Consider the following 19,459-nt stretch of genomic DNA (forward strand, 5'->3'; position numbering starts at 1 on the left):
CGCTAAACCGCGAGGAACCTTTTTTATGACCACCGCCCACGGACCCTGATCGGCTGGCGCCCGGCGTTCACCAGGCCGTTTTTGGCATTCGGGGCAGGGTAAAATGGCACGAGCGGCACTAGTGTGCCAACTCGCCACGGCCGCATAGTAAAAGTCATTGATGAAGTTCATCGGGAGACCGGGCATGAACGCCAAAGTGACCGCCATGCGGACCAATGCCAGCGACATCCAGCCGCGCCGTATGGATTTTGAGTTTGATCCGTCCATGTCGCGCTACTGGTTCGCTGACGATCAATTCAAAACCATGCTGCTGACGGCCTTGTCCTGTACTTTTCCAGAGGGTGAGCGCTTTTTCGTGCGTTCAGTGCGCCATTATCAGAAACGCATCGAGGATCCTGATCTGCGTGAGCGGGTGAAGGGGTTCATCGGCCAGGAGGCGCACCACGGCAAGGAGCACGAGGCCTTCAACGATTTCATGGAAGAAAAGGGCGTGCCGACCCGCAAGGTCCATGACTTTGTGCATAACGGCATGAAGTGGATCGCCAAGAATCTGTCTCCTGAGCGGCAGCTGGCCAAAACCTGCGCTCTGGAGCACTTTACCGCCATGCTGGCGGAACTGATTCTGGAGAATCCGGAGTTTCTCGAGGGCATGGACGAACGCATGCTACCGCTGTGGCTGTGGCACGCGGTGGAGGAAAGCGAACACAAAGCGGTGGCCTACGACGTGTACGCGGACCAGGTCGGCAGCTACTGGATTCGATCGTCGGAGATGGCGCTGACCACGGTGGAGTTCATTGGCTTCACCATTTTCCACTATATCCAGTTGCGCCAGGGCATGGATGACAAGCGGGATCTGCGTTCCGTGGGTAACGGCCTCAACTGGTTGTTCGGCCGGCCGGGCTGGCTCCGGCGCCTCGGACGATCCTATGTGGCGTACTACAAGCCGTCTTTCCATCCGGAGAAGAAAGACAGTCGCGCGCTGCGTGAACAGGCTCTGAAAAAGCTGGCGCGGATGCTTGATCGTCCAGAGCTGCAGGGGGCCGGTTAAAACACCAAGAGGTATCTGGAGCCGTAGTGGGAGCGGCTCACCAGCCGCGATGGGAGTGTTGGCGTGCCGGCGTGTTGCGTGTAAGCGTACCGTGCCCGCGAATGGTGAGGCTGTACGGAATCGACACGGCCGGCTGGGTTTGATCCCGCCGGCCGTTGCCGTTATTGCAGGGCTTCGGTGATGGCGTCGAGGGCCGCCGTGGTGGAGGTATAGGTGAAGCTGGAGCTGGCCACCGGGTGGGAAGAGAATTTCACCACCACCAGTTCCGCTTGCGGGTCGATATGAATCATCTGGCCGTGGATGCCGGCGGCTTGCAGAGCGCCGTGGGCATTGTGAGTCTGGTACCACTGATTGTGGTAGGACTGCCCCTGACGGAAATCCAGACCGCCCCCCTCGAATTTGGAGCGCTCGCCACCTTTGAAAAGGTCCTCTATGGCGGCTTTGCTAACGATCTGCTCACCGTTGTAATGTCCGTTGCGGCGTACCATTTCGGCGAAGCGGGCGAGGTCGCGCAAAGTGGTGTTCATGCCACCGCCGGCCAACGGCGTGCCGTGGTCGTCAACCAGAATGTAGGCGTCCCGCTCGGCGCCCAGCTTGCTCCAGATGCGTTCGGAGAGCAGGTCGGTGTAGTCCCGCCCGGAAGCCTTGCTGATGATCCAGGCCACGACTTCCGATTGCACCGTCTGGTAGGTGAACTGTTCGCCGTGCTCGCCGCTCTTTTCGGTCAGGCTGGCGAGGAACTCATAGAGAGAGGCCGGGCCCTGATAGTTTTTCGGCTTCGGCAGAATGCCGGAAGAAAACGCGTAGCGGTAAACGTCGGAAGTGAAGTCCTTGTAGTCCTCGCGATAACGCACCGCGGCGGTCATATCCAGCACCTGCTGCACGGTGGCGTCACCCCAGGCGCTGCCTTTCAGTTCCGGCACGTAATGGCCCACGGTGGCGTCCGGGTCCAGCTCGCCGCGCTGAATCATGTCGGCGGCTAGCAGGCCGGTAACCGACTTGGTGACGGACCACAAGATGTGCTGGTCCTGGTCGTCCATGCCGTCGGTGTAGGTTTCGTGGACCACCCGGCCTTTGTGCAGCACGATGAAGGCATCGGTATAGGTATCGAGAAGCCACTTTGAAACCGTGGTGGTCTGGCCGCTGCCGTCATCGAAACGGAGGCTGCCCAGGTCACGGTCCTTGTTTTTCAGCTTCGCCACATCAGCCAACGGATCGCGGGCGATGCCGCGTGAGGGTTGCAGTTCGCGCATGTGGTGCAGTGCCCAGCGGCCATTGGGAAAACGGTTGAAATTAGCCCGGGTGACCAGCTTGTCCGGTGGTGGCGGAAAGCCCTGCATCAGCCCCAGTTTGGGCAGGGTGGTGCTCTCCGGTGGTGGCAGTTGCGGAGTCTCGGTATGGCCCTGGGTGGCGATCAACAGGGCCGTGGCCGCCAGGCCGTAGCGCAGGCTTTGTAGCATGGTGTGCTCCCGATGGTTGTTGTAATTGGGTTCCCGGGATAACAGGATCACTCAACCGTACATGGCCACGCGCTTGCGGCCCGGCGATTCACCGAACCAGTCGCGGAAGGCGCGATAAAACTGCGCCGTCTGGCTGTAACCGAGCCGCGCCGCCAGTTGCTCGGTGGTCAGGTCACGCCAGGGCATCAACGTCAACGCCAGTTGCCGGCGGCTGTCGCTGAGCAGGGAGCGGAAATCCTGCCCCTCCGCTTCCACCCGGCGTTGCAGGGTGCGTTCGCTCACCGCCAGTAAGGAGGCGCACAGAGCCAGTGGCTTGCCCGGCAGCCCGACCACGGTTGGCAGCAGACCGCGTACCGAGTCGCTCCAGCCGAGGCCGGGCCGCATGCGCCGCAGATACCGTTCTCGCTGGCCCAGGGTGTCGAGGCTCCCGGTGGTGGCGGAGGGTTGCAACAGGTGGGTGTTATCGAACACCAGGCCATCCTGTTCTTCTCCGCAGCTCACCGGTACTCCCAACAGCGCCTCCAGGTCCCGTCGCTCGCGTTCGCCCTGACGGACCCGCAGAGTCACCCGCCGGATGCGCAGGCGGCTGCCGCGTTCCAGCAGTCGGCAGGTGGAGTACAGCAAGGCCAGGGCCTGGCCGTTGTACCCCTCGAAAGCGGGGCGCCGGAACAGTTGCAGGCTACTTTCCTCGGCGCCGATCCGCAGACGGTAGTCACCCAGCTCGGAATGCAGACACAGGTAGCGCGGGTACTGATTGATCCGGTCCAGAATGTCGCCGGGTACCGGCGACAGGCCCGGAAACAGCTGGCGCTGTTGCTCCAGAGTCTGGAATCCCCGCGCCAGTAGCGCCGGATCGCCCTGTTGGTCGGCCAGCCGGGCGGTCAGGTCGGCGCAACGCCAATGATTGATTCGCTCCGCTTCGGTGCTGCGTTCCAGATGGTACTCGTTGAGTGCCTGATCCAGTCTCCCGCCGGGCACACGTGCATCCAGGGCCGCCACGACGTGATGGAAGTTCTGGCGGGACATGGTGGCATCAATGAGCATGGTCGGGAGGGTTCCGGGAACAGACTGGCTTCCATTGTCGGTGTGTCCCGGTGAGCGGCAAGTGCAATTCACGTCAACCGCCTCCGTCAGTCACACAGGAGCCGCGGACGGGGAATCCCGCGTTCCCTGAACAGGGTGGTGACCCGTGTCACCACATCGCTGCGGAAGGCCGTTTCGTAGCGCACGTCCAGCACATAGGCCTTGGTGCGGAAACGGATCGCCAGGGTATTGCCCACCTGCACCTCCTCGATGGCGAAGGACACCGGCTTTTTCAGGTAAGCGTAGCGGCTGGTGACCACCACTTCGCGAATCAGCGCCTCGATCCGCTCCAGATCCGCGTCCAGGGCGACATGAAAGTCCGACACCACCATCATGTCCAGGGCGCCGGCATTGCCGGAGGCGACGGCGTCGGTAATGAACAGGGAGTTGGGGATGGTGACCAGGTTATCGTCCAGAGTTTGCAGCCGCACCGCGCGCAAGCCAATGGCGACGATCTCGCCGTAAGTGTCGCCAAACTGCACCCGGTCGCCGACCTGGAATGGCCGGTCGAACAACAGCAACAGGCCCGCCACCAGGGAGGCCACCACGTCCTTGAGGGCGAAGCCCAGCGCCACCGCCAGGGAGCCGGCGGCGGCCAGGATGAACTCCCTGGGCGGGTTCAGAACACCAAGGATGAGGGCGCCGGTGCCCAGTGTATAGATCAGAAAACTGATCAGCGTGATGAATTGAAGGATCAGGAAACGACGGCTGGGCAACCGTTCCATCAGGGAGTGGCCCAGCCGGTTCAGCCCCCAGTTGAGGGCCCACAGGCACAGACCGCCCAGAATCAGCAGCAGTATGGCGTAGGCGTTGAACAGGTCGATCACCACCGCCAGATCGCTGACAATGTCGCCATTCTCACTCATGGAGCAGATTCTTCCTGTTCAGTTGATTGATCACCGTGCGATACCACATCGGCACCACGCGGTAGCGGCTGTCTTCCCCTTTGTAGATGAACCCGGCGTCCTGGCCCGCCTTGAGTGCGGAGCGCACCACATTCTCGGAGAGATCGGTGACGGCGACGATTTCGTCGCTGGACAGATTCTCGTGGCTGACGATGGCGGCGTAGACAAACATCAGAGAATCGCCGGACTGGCCGGCGGCCAGTGATGACGACGGTTGCGCTGGCAGTCCCACCAGCACCTGCCGGGGGGTAACCTTGATCGATGTCAGCCACAGTTTCAGCGCGACCATCGGGTTGCCGCCACAAGCGTCCCAGAGCAGGCTGAAATAACGCTGTTCCGCATTGCGCATATTGCCGGCTTCCGGCCCACGGGAGGACAGCAGCAAGTCATCGTAGCGCAGCTTCTGTTTGCTGAGGTGATGACGCGACAGGATCAGCGAGCGGATCTCGCTTTGGTCCCAGCGTTTCACCTTGATCACCCGGCGGAACTGATAGTCGCGGCCGAACACATTGGAGAGATAGGACCAGCTCTGGTTATTGATCAGGACCAGCCAGAACAGATTGTCCAGACGGGCGTTGGTCAGCGTCAGCAGAGCCTGCCAGCCGTCCAGTCCGCCAATGCGGGCGAGGAAACAATTCTGTGTTTCGTCCAGGATCAACAGCGTAGGCGGGCGCTGCTCATCGTTCTTCACCAGGCTGGCGGGGCCCTCATCCAGGGATTCGCCTAGCGCCTTGGCGATCATCGAGGTCACCGCTTCCGGTGTGACCGTGCGTGGCGGCACTGATACTGTCACCAAACGCAGATCCGGTTGTTCCTGTTCCATTTTGCGGACCAGCTTGCGCATCGCCATGCTTTTGCCGCTGCCTTTCTCGCCGGTCACCAGCAGAGCGTTTTCTTCCACGCTTTCGGAATGCCATTGCTCCACCGCCTTGATCATCGCGTTGAGCAGACCGGTGTCGATAAACGGGGTTTCCTGGTCGTCCGGCAACTGATTGGCGAACCATTTCTGATATTGCTTGCTGGCCTCGCTGGTGTCTTCCCGGACCGGCTCCTCATCCTCGCCGACCCCCTTGGTGCGCAACCGGAACCAGCGTGCCTTGAGGCGCAGGTACCAGTCCAGCTCACCGAGCAGCGTATCCAGGTAATGAAACAGGAAGTTCACCAGCGCCACCGGTAACAGTCCCGGCGCGGTCCAGCCAAAACGCAGGCCCTTGAGCAGGCGTTCCGCCAGAGGGTCCAGGGAGGACGGCAAAACGTTCTGCAAACATAGCAGATAATCGTCCCGGCGGAACGCCAGCAGCCGGCCGATGGCGATATAAAGACACAGCCCCACCAGCACCGTGCACAACAAGCCGGCGAGTGAGTGGCCAAGCAGCCGATCCACCGCGAACCACAGGGCCCAGGGCACCATCATCCACAGCGCCAGGCGGCGGGCCAGAGCGCTGGCCTCGGTAATCTGGTTATCGTTGAGATAGCTGTGGGCGCTCTGGCAGACGCGGAACATCAGCCACTCCCCGAACAGCCACAGCAGGCCGAACAGCACATACAGGCGTGCCAGCGGCAACAGCCAGCGCACCACCTGGGTGGACGGAGAGTCGAGCAGCGGTGCCAGCAGATGGATCACCAGCCACAGAAGCAGCCAGGGTACCAGGGGCGCGACGCCGCTGAGCAGCCGGCTGGCGTTCCACAGCCAGCGTTTCTGGCCGGCCCGGGAGACCAGGCGCTCATGCAGGCGCAGCAGGCCCCGGCGACCGCGCCGGCCCAGTTTCATCACCAGAGCCAGGATGGCGAGGCCAAGTATCACCGCCAGGGCGTTGCTGACCAGTGGGGTGTAGTGGCGGATCTCCCGGTTCAGGGTCCACTCCCGATACGTTTGGATCAGCCCCTGGTGGAGACGATCGAGGGTCATGCGCGCCTCAAGGCCGAGCAATGGGAGCCATTCCGCGGGTCGATAGCTGAACCACGAGCGCAATACTCCCTGGCGTTGCCACAGCCCGGAGCGCAGCGCCAGCTGCAGTCGCCGGGTTTCATAATGATGACGCCAGAGCGTCAGGCGTTGCTGGGCGGGGATATCGGCCTGGATTACCGGCGCCGGTGGCGGCCACAGAACATCCAGCTGGCGGGCCGCGTTGGCTGGCTGATTGCGTAACGGCGGGAGCAGGGCGATAAGGGCGCTCAGATGGTCACGCAAGGGCCCCGGGGTGACCAGCGGATCGGCTTCCAGAGTGGTCAGGGACTGATATTCCTCAAGCAACCCCAGCAGGGCGGCGCGTTCCGGACGGGACAGCGAGAACCATTGGTCTCGTTGATCATCAAGCAGAGCGCGGACGCCACGGCGTTCGGTGACCGCCTGATTGAGGCGCTCCTCGAGCTGTTCGCAACTCAGCGAAGGCGGCGTGATAGGGCCGGGTGGGGGGCGGTTGACGGCGTCCGCCGGTGCGCCAAGCGCCTGATCCAAGGTGTTCGGAGCAATCGGTGTCCCGTCAAGCAAACGCTGCAGGGGCTCCACCTGCCGATCCATGTCGACGGTTTGCTGTTCCCATTGCTCCAGCTGTCGCTGCTCCCGGGCGCAGGTGGTCTCGGTGGCCGCGTTGACCTGGCTGGCGAAAGCCAGTAGCAGGCCGGCCATCGACATAAACCAGCGAAGCCCCATAGTGTCTCCTTTGCCTGTCCGCCCTGTCCCTCGATGACCCATTGTAGGGAGCTGGGGCAGGGGCGTCATCCGTAGCGCCTGTTCAGGGTTTTGTGCCGTGGTGGCGGCGTAAAATCCTGAACAGGCTCTTACGCTTCCCCCGGCTGACCGGGGTGCTATAGTCGAAGCAAGGGCGGCTTTCTTTGATCATGAAAAGCGTTGGAAAGGGCCCTGTGAAGGCTTTTTCAGTATCTGGTGTAGTCAGTATCGTGATGTAGGGAGAAGCGTTATGGCGGGTCTGTTGGTGAAAGACGTGATGATCAAGCATCCCATGTCCGTCCCGGCCGATATGGACCTCACCCTGGTGGTCGACACGCTGCTGCAATATCGCATCACCGGCCTGCCGGTGGTGGATAACGAAAACCGGGTTATCGGGTTCGTGTCGGAGCAGGACTGCCTGCGACAACTGCTGGTCTCCAGCTATCACAGTGAAGGCGCGGTGCGTGTCGAGCAGGTGATGCACGGTGATCCGCTCACCGTGGACGTGGAGGAATCGCTGGTGGATCTGGCGGAGCTGATGCTCAAGCAGAAACCGAAAATCTACCCGGTGGTGGATGAGAAACGCCGGCTGATCGGGTTGCTGACCCGTGGTCACGTACTGCGGGCCCTGCGCGACAGCCGTCGCGGCGGTTAAGAGCCTGTTCATGATCTCTACACCACCGCGTTGCCGCTGGAAAAGCCGCCAGACGGCGTCGCGGACCGCAGGCTCTGGTGGCGCCAAAGGCAAAGGCCGGGGCGTCGTCTGGCGGCTTTTCCAGTGCAACCCGGAGGGTCGGGCCCCTTTTGTCGCCAGGCCGCGATTACGCTTGTTAACTACACCGCACAATCGGAATCACGGCCTGACAACACTTTCCACCAGGAGAGAAGGGAACTCCGGCGCGGTGGTGTAGAGATCGTGAACAGGCTCTAAGCAGCCATTCCATACAATTCCCGGAGGCGGGCACGGGCTAATCTGTCATCGATAAAGTCGTGCTGGCCATGGCGCCACAATCGCCATGGCATAACAACAACAGGGAGGCGGAAGTCATGCGTGATTTAAGTACGTTTTTGAGTGACTACGGTGAGAGCCACCGTAATCCGGTGAACCAGTGGGTGCACATCGTCTGTGTGCCGCTGATTTTTATCTCCACCCTCGGCCTGTTTTGGCTGATCCCGGTGGGCCGCTGGCTGGGCCTGGAGGGCGCCGCCGCCTACTGGGTCAACGGCGGTTCGATACTGGCGGTGTTGTGCATGCCGTTCTACCTGCGCCTGTCCATGGGCGTGTCGCTACTGATGCTGGGCTGGCTGGCGGTGTCGATCGCGGTGGTCACCGGCATCGATCGCAGTGGTCTGTCATTGGGTTGGACCGCGCTGCTGGTGTGGGTACTGGCCTGGGCCGGTCAGGCCTGGGGGCATAAAGTGGAAGGCAAGAAGCCGTCGTTCTTCGACGATCTGATCTTTCTGCTGGTGGGGCCGATTTTTGTCAGCCTGGAACTGATGCACAAACTCGGTCTGAGCCGTACCCCGGGGCATGGTCGCCCGTCCTGACCGGGCCGCGCGAGTGCCGTGACGCCACTGTCGCCGCTGTTCATCTGGCAAGGAGGCTGGCTGATGCTGGCCTCCGCTTTGCGCAACCGCCCCCATCGCCATGTGGCCGCCTCCCTGCTGGTGGGGTTGGAAGAGCCGTTGCGCGTGCAGATTGCCGGGCACTGGGTGCGCTCGGCGATGGTCTGGGTGGCGCCGGATGTGGAGCAGGCTCTGGAAAGCCCCGGCCCGGTGGCGGTACTGCATCTGGATCCCGACGACGGCGCCTGGCGCGGCCTGCCGGTACAGGGGCCGGGCGGCGCTCTGCCGGAGTCGCGTCTGCCGGGTTTTCGGGAGGCATTGGCCGGTCTCGCAACACGGCCTGAAATCGGGACGGTACGGGGTCTGCGTGAGCGCCTGCGGGCCGCCGCGCCGCCGCTGGCGCGGCCTGCCGGGCCCTGCGCCGGGAAGATCTGGACAGCGCCTGTCTGGCGTCGGCGGCCGGGCTGTCCGAATCCCGTTTCCGGCATCTGTTCCGGGAGCAGGTCGGTGTGTCTCTGAAACGCTTCCAACTGCATCTCAAATGCCAGCGCGCGCTGAGGCTATGGCGCGATGGCATGAGCTTCGCTGAATTGGCCGGTGCCGCCGGCTTCTACGATCAACCCCACCTCAATCGTACCCTCCGCGCCATGTTCGACGCGCTGCCTTCCCGTTATGCTAGGGCCTTTCCGGTCCAGGTGGTGCACCTGGATTCTTTCTGACGGCCCCTTTTGTTCGGCCGTCCCGGCGATCTGTTGGCGCCGGCCCAATAACAAGGAGCAGCTTATGGAGTACCAACACATCCAGACCGCGTTGGCGGACGATGGCATTCTCACCGTCACCCTGAACCGTCCCGACCGTCTCAATGCCTTCACTCTGCGGATGAAGGATGAGTTGGTGCACGCCTTTGGCGACGCCAGCCAGGATAATCGGGTGCGCGCGGTGGTGGTCACGGGTGCCGGCCGCGTATTCTGCGCGGGTATGGAGATGGAGCCGGAGGACGGTGGCAACCTGTTCGGCTATGACCGTGCCGACAGTGAAGAGCCGCCACTGGAAGTCATTCGTGATTCCGGTGGTGAGGTGTCACTGGCCATTTTCGAGTGCCGCAAGCCGGTCATCGCCGCCATTAATGGCGCCGCCGTTGGCGTCGGCATCACCATGACACTGCCGATGGACTTCCGGGTGGTGGCGGAAGGTGCCAAGATCGGCTTTGTCTTCACTCAGCGAGGCATCACCCCGGAAGCCTGTTCCTCGTGGTTCCTGCCTCGTCTGGTGGGCATGCAGCAGGCCTTCGAATGGGTCTACAGCGGAGATATCTTCCTCGCGGAGGAAGGCGTGGAGGCCGGCCTGTTCCGCGGCGCTCACCCCCGTGACCAGGTGTTGGAGGCGGCCCAGGCGCTGGCCCGCAAGCTCACCGCGAAGAGTTCGCCGGTGGCGGTGGCGCTGGCCAAGCAGATGTTGTGGCGCAATCCGGTGTTCGAGCACCCGATGCAGGCCCACGCGGTGGAGTCGCGGCTGATTTATCGCTCCAGTGAATACTGGGATGGCAAGGACGGTTTCAAGGCCTTCTTGGAAAAACGCGATCCGGTATTCGACACCGACCTGAATTCGGTTCCAACCCAGTTCGATTTCTGGCCGGAACCGCCTTTGCGGTAAGCGCGAAGACGCTTACCTTTTTCAACCGTTTAAAGGACTAGGGACAAGAACAATGAAACGAGAAACCATAGCGATTCACGGTGGCTTCGCCGGCGACCCGGAAACCCATTCCGTGGCGGTGCCGATTTATCAGACCACCAGCTATTATTTCGACAACACCCAGCACGGCGCTGATCTGTTCGACCTGAAAGTGCCTGGGAATATTTACTCGCGCATCATGAACCCCACCAACGGCGTTCTCGAAGAGCGCGTGGCGCAATTGGAAGGCGGTATTGGCGCTCTGGCCATGGCCTCCGGCATGGCCGCCATTACCGCGGCGGTACAGACTCTGGCCCGTGCCGGTGACAATATCGTCTCCGTCAGCCAGTTGTACGGCGGCACCTATAATCTGTTCGCCCACACTCTGCCGACCATGGGTATCGACGTCCGTCTGGCGGATGGTCGCGATCTGGAGGCCATGGCCGCCGCCATTGATGACAACACCAAGGCCGTGTTCTGCGAGTCGATTGGCAATCCCGCCGGTAATATCGTTGACCTGGCCGGGTTGGCCAAGGTTGCTCACGATGCCGGCGTGCCTCTGATCGTCGACAACACGGTGGCGTCTCCGGCCCTGTGCCGGCCGTTCGAACATGGCGCCGACATCGTGGTGCACTCCCTGACCAAATACATGGGCGGTCACGGCACCACCGTCGGCGGCATCATCGTCGATTCCGGTAAATTCCCCTGGCAGGGCAATGCCCGCTTCCCGCAGTTCAATGAGCCGGATCCCAGCTACCATGGCGTGATTTACACCGAGGCCATGGGCCCGGCGGCGTTCATCGCCCGTGCCCGGGTGGTGCCGTTGCGTAACATGGGCGCGGCGCTGTCGCCGATGAACGCCTTCCTGATTCTGCAGGGTATCGAGACGCTGAATCTGCGCATGGAGCGTCATTGCGAGAATGCCATCAAGGTGGCCCGTTGCCTGAAAGCCCACGACAAAGTGGAGTGGGTCAACTATGCCGGGCTGGAAGGTGACCGTGACGCGGAGCTGGCCAAACGTTACATGGACGGCGGTTTGCCGTCGGCGATTCTCAGTTTTGGTATCAAAGGCGGCCGCGAAGCCGGCGCGCGCTTCATCGATGCGCTGCAAATGATCAAGCGTCTGGTGAATATCGGTGACGCCAAAAGCCTGGCCTGCCACCCCGCCACCACCACCCACCGGCAGCTTAATGACGACGAACTGAAGACCGCCGGCGTGAGCGCCGATCTGGTGCGCCTGTCCATTGGTATCGAGCACGTGGACGATATTCTCGCCGATATCGAGCAGGCCCTGGACGCCGTTTAGTCACCGCGTTCCGCGCGGAATCGGGCCGGCGTGCTGCCGGTCCAGCGCTTGAACGCCTTGACGAAGGCGCTTTCGTCGGAGAATCCCAATTCCTCGGCGATCCGGCCGGCGCGTTCGCCGTCGGCCAGCGCCCGTTCCGCCCGTTCCCGCAACAGGGTGTCACGCAACAGCTTGAAGCCGGTGCCTTCATCGGCCAGCTTGCGGATCAGATGGCGCCCGCTCATGCCCAATTGCTCGGCGATGCGCTCCTTGCCCCAGTGCGGGTGGCCACGGATCAGGGTGCTGACCTGCCCTCCCAGGGACGGGTTCTCCAGGCCGGCCAGCAGGTCATCGGCCAGTCCACGCAGATGGCGGCACAGGGCGGGATTGGCGTGAATCAACGGTAACCTCAGCTGCTCTGGGGCGAATACCAGAGCATTATGGTCGGCATTGAACCGTATCGGCACTCCCAGCCTGTCCTGGTAGCGTGAGAGGTCGCTCCGGGGAGCGTGGCATACCGTCAGATGGCTCGGGCGAAAGGCCTCGCCGGTGCTCCAGCGAGTGAGGCTCAGCATGCTCGCCATCACCGCCTCCACCCGGGTGGTCAGGCAGGTATGGTAAAGCGGCTGATAGCGGAGCTCGCAGCGGCCGGCGGTGATCGTCCGGAAGTCAAAAGTTCCGCCCTCTCCGACAATGGGGTGGTAGTCGAGCAGCGACTCCACCGCCTCGCCCAGGGTTTCGCAGCTCATCAGGATCATACCGGCGGTATCCAGGTGCCCCACCTGTAGCGCCAGCCCCAGGTCCACGCCCACCAGTGGGTCGTCGGCGGCCTGGCAAAATGCCTCCCAGAGCCGGTTCTGGCTTTCCAGATCCACCCGATCCCGGGCGCTCATCTCCGTCACCAGCGCTTCGGGCAAGCTCAGGCCCAGGCGTTGTGCCGCCTGCATGATGGCCTGGGAGAAGTGCACCGTCACCGTGGGGCTGTGGTTCATGAGTGAAGTCCTGAATTAACCGGATCCGGGTCGCGAATCAGCCATGCCCGACCGTCGCCGCCGAATTAACTTAAGACAATAACAAGGTGACCACAAACCGTCTGGGATGATTTTCAACGCCGCTTTGCCGGCGCTCCAGAGAGCCGCCGCGATAAAAACAAGGAAAACGATTCATGTACGCAGTGATCGGTGCCGGACCGATGGGCCTGGCCACGGCCAGGAACCTCGGCAAGCAGGGCTTGCCCTTTGTCGGCTATGAACTGAATAGCGATGTGGGCGGTTTGTGGGATATCGAGAATCCCCACAGCACCATGTACATGACCGCGCATCTGATCTCATCCAAGCGGATGACCGAATTCCATGAGTTCCCCATGGATGAGGGGGTGGCCACCTATCCCCATCATGCCGAATTGAAGCGCTACTTTCAGGATTATGCCCGTCACTTCGGCCTCTACCAGCACTACCAGTTTGATACACGGGTGGTGTCCGTGACGCCGGAAGGCGAGCGCTGGCGGGTGACGGTGGAGAAAGACGGCGGTCAGACCAGCCGCTGTTTCGACGGCGTCCTGATCGCCAGTGGCACCCTGCATACGCCTAACCGGCCCACGCTGCCCGGGCGGTTCGCAGGGGAATTGCTGCACGCTTGCGATTATCGCGACCCGGTATTGTTCAAGGATAAACGAGTGCTGATCGTCGGTTGCGGTAATTCCGCCTGTGACATGGCGGTGGACGCGGTGCATCAGGCGAAAAGCGTGGACCTGTCGGTGCGCCGGGGCTATTACTTCCTGCCCAAGTTCATTGGCGGTCGTCCCTCCGATGCCATTGGCGGCAAGTTCAAGTTGCCGCGCCGGCTCAAACAGCGACTGGATGCCTGGTTGATCCGCATGATCATTGGACGCCCCAGCGACTATGGGCTGCCGGATCCGGATTACCTCATGTACGAGTCCCATCCGGTGGTCAATTCCCTGGTACTGCATCACCTGGGCCATGGCGATATCTCGCCCCGTTCCGACATCGCCGACATGCGGGGACGCACGGTCATTTTCAGCGACGGAGCCCGGGCTGAATACGATCTGATTTTGCTGGCCACCGGTTACAAGCTGGATTACCCGTTCATTGACCGTGCGCTCCTCAACTGGCGTGGTGATGCGCCGAGCCTGTATCTGAACCTGTTCCATCCGCACTACGACAACCTGTTCATGATGGGCATGATCGAGGCCGCCGGCCTGGGTTGGGAAGGACGTAACGAGCAGGCGGAACTGGTGGCGCTGTATTTGAAACGTCGTGCGGAGGGCCATCCGGCGGCGCGGGAGCTGGCCCGGCTGAAGCTTGAACAGGCCGGACAGAGCCTGGATGGCGGTTATCACTATCTGAAGCTGTCGCGCATGGCGTATTACGTGCACAAGGACAGTTATCGGGCCGAGCTGGCCAAACGGCGCCAGGCGCTGCAATAACCGGGAGACCGTTTCATGGGCCCTGATTCCCCGATTGATTTCAGCACCGGCAATCTGATCGTGCTCAACGTGATTCTCGCGTTGATGATGTTCGGTGTGTCTCTTTCCCTGCGCGTGGAGGATTTTCGCCGTGTGCTGCGCATGCCCCAGGCGCCAGCGGCTGGGCTGCTGGCGCAGTTCCTTTTGTTGCCGGCCTTGACCTGCGTGGTTACCTGGATGCTGGATGTGGAACCGGGGCTGGCGTTGGGAATGATTCTGGTGGCGTCCTGTCCGGGGGGCACCTTTTCCAACATCATGACCTGGCTGGCGCGGGCCAATGTGGCGGTGTCGGTGAGCATGACCGCGGTGTCCAGCCTGGCGGCCACGATACTCACACCGCTCAATTTCGCCTTTTATGGCTGGCTCAATCCCCACACCCGTGATCTGGTCACCGAGATCGCCTTGAACCCCTGGAACATCCTGATGCTGGTGGTTCTGGTCCTGGCGGTCCCGTTACTGCTGGGCATGCTCACCGGCCGCCATTTTCCACGCTTCGCGGTCAGGGCGCAGAAACCCATGCGTGTGTTCACCTTGCTGGTGTTACTGGCCTTTGTCGGTCTGGCTTTCGCCAAGAACCTGGATTTGTTCCTGCAAAACGCCCACCGCATTGTCGCTCTGGTGATTGGGCAGAATGCCCTGGCACTGGCGTTGGGGGCCGGCGCCGGCATGATGATGCGGCTCGATCGGGCCGACCGGCGGGCGGTGACCCTGGAAGTGGGTATTCAGAACTCCGGGCTGGGGCTGGCGATCCTGTTCACGTTCTTCCCGCAGGCGGCGGGCATGATTCTGATCGCCGGTTTCTGGGGGGTGTGGCACCTGGTCAGTGGCTTGATTCTGGCATTGATCTGGTCGCGCGGCGCCGCACCCGCGCGGGCCGGGTGGGAGGCATCATGAGTCGGGTGCTGATCACCGGAGCCGGCGGCTATATCGGTCGCCTGCTCGGCGAGCGGTTGGCGTCCGGGCATGCCGTGCTGGGGCTGGATCTGCGGGTACCGGCGGATTTGCCGTTCGAGTGTCGGCAGGGAGATATCCGTGATCCTGATCTGGCCGAACTGATGCGGGAGTGGCGCGCCGATACCGTGGTGCACCTGGCGGCGGTACTGGAGGATTCCGGCGACCGGGCCCGCGATCACGACATCGACGTCAACGGTACCCGCAATGTGCTCGACGCCTGTTTGATCGCTGGTGTCGGCCAGTTGATCGTCACCAGCTCCGGCGCCGCTTACGGATATCATCCGGACAATCCGGCCTGGCTGGATGAGCGGGATCCCCTGCGTGGTAATCCGGAGTTCGCCTATTCGGACCACAAGCGCCTGGTGGAAGAGATGCTGGCGGATTATCGTCGGCGCCACCCTGATCTGCGCCAACTGATCCTGAGGCCGGGAACGGTGTTGGGAGCGGGTACCCGCAATCAGATCACCGCCTTGTTTGAGCGCAAGCGGGTTCTCGCCATCGCCGGTTCCGAGTCGCCGTTCGTGTTCATCTGGGATCAGGACGTGGTGGGCGCCATTGCCCATGGCGTGGAGACGGGTGCCGAAGGGATCTACAACCTGGCCGGTGATGGCGCCCTTGGCGTCCGCCAGGTGGCCTCGATACTGGACAAACCGCTGCTGGTTCTGCCGGTCGGTGTATTGCGCGTGGCGCTGTGGCTGGGGCACCGGTTGGGGTTGACCGCCCATTCGCCGGAAAAAATCAATTTTCTCCGCTATCGGCCGGTATTGAGCAATCGCCGTTTGAAGGAGGAGCTGGGTTATTGCCCACAAAAAACCTCCGAGCAAACATTCCGGTTTTTCGTTGAACAGGCCCGTGCCCGGGAGCCATCATGAGCGGCAACGCTGATACCGTCACGCTGATTACCGGCGCCGCCTCCGGCCTGGGCTGGGCGTTGGCGCAAGTGGCGTTTCAGCGTGGCCATCGGCTTATTCTGGTGGACCGTGACGCTGAAGCGCTCGCCGACAAGAGCGCTCGCCTGGCCGCCACCGACCCCCAGCGGGTGACCTATCACACCCTGGACCTCACCGATGGGCCGGCGCGGGATCGTCTGGTCGACCGGATCGCGGCCCGGGGGCGGCTGGACGTGTTGATCAACAACGCTGGCATCACGCATCGCTCGCTGGCGGCGCGCACCGATCCGAAGGTCTTTCACCAGGTCATGGCGGTGGACTGGGAAGCGCCGGTGGCCCTGACTTTGGGATGCTTGCCGCTGCTGCGCGACAGTGGCGGTTGCGTGATCAACATCGGTTCCATGGCCGGCTGGATGCCGGTGCTGGGGCGGGCCGGCTATTGCAGCGCCAAGGCCGCCCTGGCGCAGTTCTTCGAGGTGCTGCGCGGCGAAGTGGCGGATCAGGGGATCGATGTACTGATGGTGTATCCGAGCTTTCTGGCCACACCGATCGAACGTAACGCCCTGGGTCACGACGGTGGACCCGCCGCCCACGCCCGTTCCTCGGTGGGCCGGGTGCGCAGCGCGGAATGGATGGCCGAGCGCGTTTGGGATGCCTTTGAGAGGGGCGACAAACGCCTGTTCCCGGATCGTTTCACTTTCCTGGCCAGTTTGCTGTGGCGGCTGGCGCCCGATCTTTATCATCGGCTGATGCGTCGTCGCTTTGCCACGGAGCTGGATTCCTGACCGCTGGGGCGGTACAAGCTCCGCTTCCTCTGTTGCCTGCCCAACTGTCGCCGCCGGCCTCTTCGGCTCTGGTGTGGGCCTGTTCATACTACTTGCACCCGACAGGCAGGATGCAAGTAGTATGGACAGGCCCCAGCATCGACGGCAGCAGTCAGGAGATCAGCAGTATGTCCAGTGTGGAAATTCGTCCGGTGAGCGGGATCGCGGTGGAACCCTGGTTGGATGAGTTGGCCGGATTACGCATCCGGATTTTTCGCGATTACCCTTATCTCTATGACGGGGATGAGAGCTATGAGCGCCGTTATCTGGACCGCTATGCCAGATCCGATCGCAGCCTGTTCGTGTTGGCGCTGGAGTACAATCAGGTAGTGGGCGTGGCGTCGGCGCTGCCGCTGGAAGACGCGGACCAGGAATTGCTGGCGCCGTTCCAGCAACGGGGCCTGGCGCCGGAGCGGGTCTATTATTTCGGTGAATCGGTGTTGTTGCCCGAATATCGTGGCCAGGGGATAGGGCATCGTTTTTTTGATTTGCGTGAGTTGTACGCCAGTGATTTCGGCTTCTCCACCACTGCTTTCTGTAGCGTGGTCCGGCCCGTTGATGATCCGCGCCGGCCGGATGGGTATACCGGCCTGGAGCCGTTCTGGCGCAGCCGCGGTTACCGTCCGGCGACGGGATTGACCACCGGTTTTTTCTGGCGTGACCGGGGAGAGCAGGAGGAGACGCGGAAAGCCATGCAGTTCTGGCTGCGAGATGCCGTGGAATAAATGTAAAACTTCCCAGGTGTAGGATGTCCTTCTCGTGCTCGTGTCTCGAGGCTGTCTATAGTCCTGGTGGCAACGGAGGAGCCGCTATGGATTGGTTTAACCGGGGAGCCGGAACGTTCAAACGTCTGGCTATCATTATCGCCCTTGCGCTTATCGCCTTGTTCATCGCCATGGTGGTGGCCGGGTGACTTCTTTTCTCTCGATTCATTCGCTGGCCGGGTTCCGGCCATCATCATCACACCAATCTAAATTTCTGATGCAAATGCGTCATTGATTGGATTCCTGTTCGCCCACCCGTTGGGCCAAGATGACCGGGAAACTTTAAGCGGGTTTTGCGTGTCCACATTTCGGACCGCTTGTCGATTAATGAAAACGCCCGGGGATCGAGGATGAAATGGCGCAATGACGGTCAGCGTTACGGTGTTGTCACCGTGGGGCTGCATTGGCTGGTGGCGGTGGTGGTGTTCACCTTGTTCGGCCTTGGGTTGTACATGGTGGAGCTGGACTATTACCACCCCTGGTATCGCAGCGCGCCAAACTGGCATCGCAGTATCGGATTGTTGTTATTGGCGGTGGTGCTGGCGCGCCTGATCTGGCGGGTGTTGTCGCCGCCACCGCCGGCTCCCGAACAACACCGTGCCTGGGAGAAAGCCGGTGCCAGACTGGCCCACTGGGCGCTTTATGTGCTGCTGCTGGTGGCGATGATCAGCGGTTATCTGATCAGTACCGCTGATGGCGCGTCGATCCAGGTGTTCAATTGGTTCGCGGTGCCCTCACTGACCGGCCACCGCGGCGGCCTCGAGGATACCGCCGGGGCCGTGCATTACTGGGCTACCTGGGCGGTGATCGTGCTCGCCGCGCTGCATGCGCTGGCGGCACTGAAACATCACTTCATTGATCGCGACGATACCCTGCGCCGTATTTTTGGCCTGGCGCCCCGCCGGCCTTGATCCCACCGCTAATCCAAGGAGAACGACCCATGTACAAGCTGTTCACTACTCCCGTGTTGGCTCTGATGTCGGCACTGATGTTGAGTTCCGCGGCCATGGCCGCGGACAAACCCGCCGGGACCTACCACTTCGATACCGAAGGGCAGCACCAGTTCATCATGTTCAAGATTTCCCATCTGGGTTACAGCTGGTTGTATGGCCGCTTCAATGACTTCGATGGCACTTTCACCGTGGACGCGGACAACCCGGAAAACAGCACCGTGGAAGCCACCATCAAGACCGCCAGTCTGGACAGCAATCATGCCGAGCGCGACAAACATTTGCGCAGCGATGATTTCCTCGACGTGAGCGAATACCCCACCGCCACTTTCAAAAGCACCGGGATCGAAAAGACCGGCGACGAAACGGCCAGGATCACCGGTGATTTCACTCTGCACGGGGTGACCAAACCAGTCACTCTGGATGCCCGGCTGATCGGTTACGGGGATGATCCCTGGGGTGGCTACCGCATGGGTCTGGAAGCGTCCACCACGCTGAAACTGGCGGACTTCGGCATCACCAAGAACCTGGGGCCGGCCTCGGAAACGGTGGAGATCATTATTTCCGTGGAAGGGGTGCGGCAGTAATCGCCGGACGCCAGACGCTAAAGTCAAAACCCGGCGCTGCGGGCGTTGCGGCAATAAAAAATTGCCGGGAGCAATTTTTAACATCGCTTCGGCGGGGACTCCCGTATTGCCCGGTTACCTCGAAGACCTCCCTTCAGAGGTGGCTACAGCGCCGCTGTGGGAAGCTTGCTGGCAAGCGAATCGCCAACGGCTCAGGGCATTCGCGGCCAAGCGGAGCGCCGCCCGGGCCGCTTCCCACAGCGGCTTCGTGGCAGATCCGTGGGAGACCGGCTTGCTGGCGAATACAGCGGCTTGATAGCCCCTTCCGTTACAGACC

At 62.0% G+C, this 19,459-nt stretch carries 19 protein-coding genes; 14 read left to right on the forward strand and 5 right to left on the reverse strand.

The annotated features are described in order from the left end of the window. Nucleotides 1–184 precede the first annotated feature (184 nt). Nucleotides 185–1,048 (forward strand): metal-dependent hydrolase, encoded by an 864-nt coding sequence (locus A6D6_RS19565; RefSeq protein WP_159661641.1) that lies wholly within the window; start codon nt 185–187, stop codon nt 1,046–1,048. A gap of 161 nt (nt 1,049–1,209) precedes the next feature. On the opposite strand, the gene A6D6_RS19570 is transcribed toward A6D6_RS19565, so the two are convergent. The 4 genes from A6D6_RS19570 to A6D6_RS19585 form a co-directional block, all read right to left on the reverse strand. Then, nucleotides 1,210–2,508, reverse strand: coding sequence for a serine hydrolase domain-containing protein (locus tag A6D6_RS19570; protein WP_236564182.1), 1,299 nt, complete (start codon nt 2,506–2,508; stop codon nt 1,210–1,212). 51 nt (nt 2,509–2,559) lie between these two features. After that, nucleotides 2,560–3,552 (reverse strand): helix-turn-helix transcriptional regulator, encoded by a 993-nt coding sequence (locus A6D6_RS19575; protein ID WP_133489818.1) that lies wholly within the window; start codon nt 3,550–3,552, stop codon nt 2,560–2,562. Nucleotides 3,553–3,638: 86 nt separating this feature from the next. After that, nucleotides 3,639–4,457 (reverse strand): mechanosensitive ion channel family protein, encoded by an 819-nt coding sequence (locus tag A6D6_RS19580; RefSeq protein WP_159661642.1) that lies wholly within the window; start codon nt 4,455–4,457, stop codon nt 3,639–3,641. Further along, nucleotides 4,450–7,149 (reverse strand): AAA family ATPase, encoded by a 2,700-nt coding sequence (locus tag A6D6_RS19585; protein WP_159661643.1) that lies wholly within the window; start codon nt 7,147–7,149, stop codon nt 4,450–4,452. The genes A6D6_RS19580 and A6D6_RS19585 overlap by 8 nt, the downstream gene beginning before the upstream one ends. Nucleotides 7,150–7,417: 268 nt before the next feature. Here A6D6_RS19585 and A6D6_RS19590 point away from each other — a divergent pair, with 268 nt between their 5' ends. The 6 genes from A6D6_RS19590 (at nt 7,418) to A6D6_RS19610 (ending at nt 11,710) form a co-directional block, all read left to right on the forward strand. Then, nucleotides 7,418–7,822, forward strand: coding sequence for a CBS domain-containing protein (locus tag A6D6_RS19590; RefSeq protein WP_133489821.1), 405 nt, complete (start codon nt 7,418–7,420; stop codon nt 7,820–7,822). A 392-nt stretch (nt 7,823–8,214) separates the two neighbouring features. Next, the gene (locus A6D6_RS19595; RefSeq protein WP_133489822.1) at nt 8,215–8,715 is read left to right on the forward strand and encodes an Mpo1 family 2-hydroxy fatty acid dioxygenase; all 501 of its coding nucleotides are present in this window, start codon (nt 8,215–8,217) and stop codon (nt 8,713–8,715) included. 63 nt (nt 8,716–8,778) lie between these two features. Further along, on the forward strand, nt 8,779–9,252 hold the full coding sequence (locus A6D6_RS19600; protein WP_236564183.1) for a hypothetical protein: 474 nt from the start codon (nt 8,779–8,781) through the stop codon (nt 9,250–9,252). Beyond that, nucleotides 9,222–9,452: a helix-turn-helix domain-containing protein gene (locus tag A6D6_RS22005; protein WP_236564184.1), complete on the forward strand. Its 231-nt coding sequence runs from the start codon at nt 9,222–9,224 to the stop codon at nt 9,450–9,452. Before A6D6_RS19600 ends, A6D6_RS22005 begins: the two co-directional genes overlap by 31 nt. Nucleotides 9,453–9,516: 64 nt before the next feature. Continuing rightward, the gene (locus A6D6_RS19605; RefSeq protein WP_133489823.1) at nt 9,517–10,386 is read left to right on the forward strand and encodes a crotonase/enoyl-CoA hydratase family protein; all 870 of its coding nucleotides are present in this window, start codon (nt 9,517–9,519) and stop codon (nt 10,384–10,386) included. A gap of 52 nt (nt 10,387–10,438) precedes the next feature. Next, nucleotides 10,439–11,710 carry an O-acetylhomoserine aminocarboxypropyltransferase/cysteine synthase family protein gene (locus A6D6_RS19610; RefSeq protein ID WP_133489824.1) on the forward strand — a complete coding sequence of 424 codons (1,272 nt, stop codon included), beginning with the start codon at nt 10,439–10,441 and terminating at the stop codon, nt 11,708–11,710. On the opposite strand, the gene A6D6_RS19615 is transcribed toward A6D6_RS19610, so the two are convergent. Then, the gene (locus A6D6_RS19615) at nt 11,707–12,681 is read right to left on the reverse strand and encodes an AraC family transcriptional regulator (protein WP_133489825.1); all 975 of its coding nucleotides are present in this window, start codon (nt 12,679–12,681) and stop codon (nt 11,707–11,709) included. The genes A6D6_RS19610 and A6D6_RS19615 overlap by 4 nt on opposite strands. A 173-nt stretch (nt 12,682–12,854) precedes the next feature. On the opposite strand from A6D6_RS19615, the gene A6D6_RS19620 reads away from it, so the two are divergent. The 7 genes from A6D6_RS19620 (at nt 12,855) to A6D6_RS19650 (ending at nt 19,143) form a co-directional block, all read left to right on the forward strand. After that, complete coding sequence (locus tag A6D6_RS19620; RefSeq protein WP_133489826.1) at nt 12,855–14,135, forward strand: flavin-containing monooxygenase; 1,281 nt, start codon at nt 12,855–12,857, stop codon at nt 14,133–14,135. 15 nt (nt 14,136–14,150) lie between these two features. Continuing rightward, nucleotides 14,151–15,068 carry a bile acid:sodium symporter family protein gene (locus tag A6D6_RS19625; RefSeq protein WP_159661644.1) on the forward strand — a complete coding sequence of 306 codons (918 nt, stop codon included), beginning with the start codon at nt 14,151–14,153 and terminating at the stop codon, nt 15,066–15,068. Continuing rightward, entirely contained in the window at nt 15,065–16,000 is a 936-nt protein-coding gene (locus tag A6D6_RS19630; protein ID WP_133489828.1) for an SDR family oxidoreductase, read from the forward strand. The genes A6D6_RS19625 and A6D6_RS19630 overlap by 4 nt, the downstream gene beginning before the upstream one ends. Then, nucleotides 15,997–16,803, forward strand: a complete 807-nt coding sequence (locus A6D6_RS19635) for an SDR family NAD(P)-dependent oxidoreductase (protein ID WP_159661645.1) — start codon at nt 15,997–15,999, stop codon at nt 16,801–16,803. The genes A6D6_RS19630 and A6D6_RS19635 overlap by 4 nt, the downstream gene beginning before the upstream one ends. Nucleotides 16,804–16,970: 167 nt before the next feature. Then, the gene (locus tag A6D6_RS19640) at nt 16,971–17,567 is read left to right on the forward strand and encodes a GNAT family N-acetyltransferase (RefSeq protein WP_159661646.1); all 597 of its coding nucleotides are present in this window, start codon (nt 16,971–16,973) and stop codon (nt 17,565–17,567) included. Nucleotides 17,568–17,956: 389 nt separating this feature from the next. Next, a complete protein-coding gene (locus A6D6_RS19645) occupies nt 17,957–18,517 on the forward strand; it encodes a cytochrome b (RefSeq protein WP_133489830.1) in 561 nt (186 codons plus the stop codon). 29 nt (nt 18,518–18,546) lie between these two features. Beyond that, on the forward strand, nt 18,547–19,143 hold the full coding sequence (locus tag A6D6_RS19650; RefSeq protein WP_201303858.1) for a YceI family protein: 597 nt from the start codon (nt 18,547–18,549) through the stop codon (nt 19,141–19,143). The last annotated feature ends 316 nt before the right edge of the window (nt 19,144–19,459 follow it).

Source organism: Alcanivorax xiamenensis (genome assembly GCF_009846745.1).
In the GTDB taxonomy this organism is placed as follows: domain Bacteria; phylum Pseudomonadota; class Gammaproteobacteria; order Pseudomonadales; family Alcanivoracaceae; genus Alloalcanivorax; species Alloalcanivorax xiamenensis.

Excerpts from the sequence above, each read along its gene's own strand:
- A6D6_RS19575 (WP_133489818.1), bottom strand. The coding sequence starts at position 3,552 with ATGCTCATTGATGCCACCATGTCCCGCCAGAACTTCCATCACGTCGTG.
- A6D6_RS19635 (WP_159661645.1), top strand. The coding sequence starts at position 15,997 with ATGAGCGGCAACGCTGATACCGTCACGCTGATTACCGGCGCCGCCTCC.
- A6D6_RS19585 (WP_159661643.1), bottom strand. The coding sequence starts at position 7,149 with ATGGGGCTTCGCTGGTTTATGTCGATGGCCGGCCTGCTACTGGCTTTC.
- A6D6_RS19645 (WP_133489830.1), top strand. The coding sequence starts at position 17,957 with ATGAAATGGCGCAATGACGGTCAGCGTTACGGTGTTGTCACCGTGGGG.
- A6D6_RS19620 (WP_133489826.1), top strand. The coding sequence starts at position 12,855 with ATGTACGCAGTGATCGGTGCCGGACCGATGGGCCTGGCCACGGCCAGG.
- A6D6_RS19630 (WP_133489828.1), top strand. The coding sequence starts at position 15,065 with ATGAGTCGGGTGCTGATCACCGGAGCCGGCGGCTATATCGGTCGCCTG.
- A6D6_RS19605 (WP_133489823.1), top strand. The coding sequence starts at position 9,517 with ATGGAGTACCAACACATCCAGACCGCGTTGGCGGACGATGGCATTCTC.
- A6D6_RS19610 (WP_133489824.1), top strand. The coding sequence starts at position 10,439 with ATGAAACGAGAAACCATAGCGATTCACGGTGGCTTCGCCGGCGACCCG.
- A6D6_RS19640 (WP_159661646.1), top strand. The coding sequence starts at position 16,971 with ATGTCCAGTGTGGAAATTCGTCCGGTGAGCGGGATCGCGGTGGAACCC.
- A6D6_RS19590 (WP_133489821.1), top strand. The coding sequence starts at position 7,418 with ATGGCGGGTCTGTTGGTGAAAGACGTGATGATCAAGCATCCCATGTCC.
- A6D6_RS19565 (WP_159661641.1), top strand. The coding sequence starts at position 185 with ATGAACGCCAAAGTGACCGCCATGCGGACCAATGCCAGCGACATCCAG.
- A6D6_RS19570 (WP_236564182.1), bottom strand. The coding sequence starts at position 2,508 with ATGCTACAAAGCCTGCGCTACGGCCTGGCGGCCACGGCCCTGTTGATC.
- A6D6_RS19580 (WP_159661642.1), bottom strand. The coding sequence starts at position 4,457 with ATGAGTGAGAATGGCGACATTGTCAGCGATCTGGCGGTGGTGATCGAC.
- A6D6_RS19600 (WP_236564183.1), top strand. The coding sequence starts at position 8,779 with ATGCTGGCCTCCGCTTTGCGCAACCGCCCCCATCGCCATGTGGCCGCC.
- A6D6_RS19615 (WP_133489825.1), bottom strand. The coding sequence starts at position 12,681 with ATGAACCACAGCCCCACGGTGACGGTGCACTTCTCCCAGGCCATCATG.
- A6D6_RS19625 (WP_159661644.1), top strand. The coding sequence starts at position 14,151 with ATGGGCCCTGATTCCCCGATTGATTTCAGCACCGGCAATCTGATCGTG.
- A6D6_RS19650 (WP_201303858.1), top strand. The coding sequence starts at position 18,547 with ATGTACAAGCTGTTCACTACTCCCGTGTTGGCTCTGATGTCGGCACTG.
- A6D6_RS19595 (WP_133489822.1), top strand. The coding sequence starts at position 8,215 with ATGCGTGATTTAAGTACGTTTTTGAGTGACTACGGTGAGAGCCACCGT.